The following is a 1,250-nucleotide window of genomic DNA, read 5'->3' as shown; positions in this document are numbered from 1 at the left end:
TTTCCAGAAATCCAGGCTGAAAATGAGCCCAACAAGATTTTGGCACACAAAAGCAAATTTGACTGCATCACTATTATTCCACCTTTCTTAGGTGAAACATCGTGCCATGCAGCAATAGCAATTTCAAAGAAAATACCAAGAATCCAGAACACAAAAATATTCACCGATACGCCAGTCAGAATCGCCGAGATAACTCTGGAATTATGTCCCATTTTTGCAAGAACCTAACGACAAGCGTAACTTGCCGGCAAAGGCGCAGCGGCGATAGCTGCGGAGCTTTTGCCGGTCAAGTTGACCCGCTGGTTAGCAGTTGCCGTGACCATAATATTCTTTCAAATGTTGAAGCCACAATTTGAGAGCTTCCTTTGCTGAGGTTATTTTTGACTCAACCCCTTCTTCTTCAAAGTAGCCCTCGGTTTCAATATCGCGCTCATGATTTCGAAGCTCTAGGCGCACGCTGTAAGGTACGCCTTCTAATGCTTCAATACTGTTGGATAGGATCTTCACAAATTCCGCACGCGTCACTTCGTTTTGCTCGTATTCGGCGAGATATCCTTCCAAGCGTTCAAGTACAGAGAGGTTCGACATAGAAACTGCTAACGATAAGGGTAACTTGACGGCGAAAGCGTAGCGACGATAGGAGCGTAGCTTTTGCCGGTCAAGTTTACCCGCTGGTTAGGCATTGTTCTTCAGAAGTTTAAGATTTTGCATATAGAGTGATGCAATGAATAGCAATGCTGTAGAAAATGGAAGAATGAAAACAACAAAGTTGCCAGTTATTCTATTGGTGAACAAAGTGTATGTAGGAATAAGCCGATGTAAAAATGAAAACGGCCATCTAAGAATAGAAAAAATGAATCTGCCATTTGATGAAAAAAGCATGTATTCGTATAATGCGTTGATCAAATGGACGCCTACAGCTATTGAAATAACGTATACCAATACGATTGGAAAGCGCTTGTTTCTCAGCAGAATGATTAAAGCTATCAAACACAGGGCGGCCATAAATATATTCAATGCAGATGGGACTGTATTTCGGGTATGAACCAACCATTCCACGCCTCCAACCAACGAGCCATGGAAGAAAAGAGCCTTAAGCCAAAGTCCGCAAAGTGCGAGCCAAAGTGCTGATAAGATATAACGCATTTCCAATCCCCTATAAATGCCTAACGCCGCAAATAACCGGGCGCAAAAAGCGCGTAGCGGTTTTTGCGGTCCGAGTTAATTTGCATTGTTAAGTGTTTTCTGCA

General features: G+C 42.9%; 2 protein-coding genes. One reads left to right on the top strand and one right to left on the bottom strand.

Annotated elements, in window-relative coordinates:
- Positions 1-303: 303 nt before the first annotated feature.
- Entirely contained in the window at positions 304-588 is a 285-nt protein-coding gene (locus AC3B8H_RS21465; protein WP_488443535.1) for a hypothetical protein, read from the bottom strand.
- Positions 589-724: 136 nt separating this feature from the next.
- On the opposite strand from AC3B8H_RS21465, the gene AC3B8H_RS21460 reads away from it, so the two are divergent.
- Positions 725-1,045 carry a hypothetical protein gene (locus AC3B8H_RS21460; protein ID WP_488443534.1) on the top strand — a complete coding sequence of 107 codons (321 nt, stop codon included), beginning with the start codon at positions 725-727 and terminating at the stop codon, positions 1,043-1,045.
- The last annotated feature ends 205 nt before the right edge of the window (positions 1,046-1,250 follow it).

This window comes from Methylomonas sp. BG-2 (genome assembly GCF_057766305.1).
The sequence above is the reverse complement of the archived record's forward strand: the minus strand, read 5'-3'. Positions and strand labels throughout refer to the sequence as shown.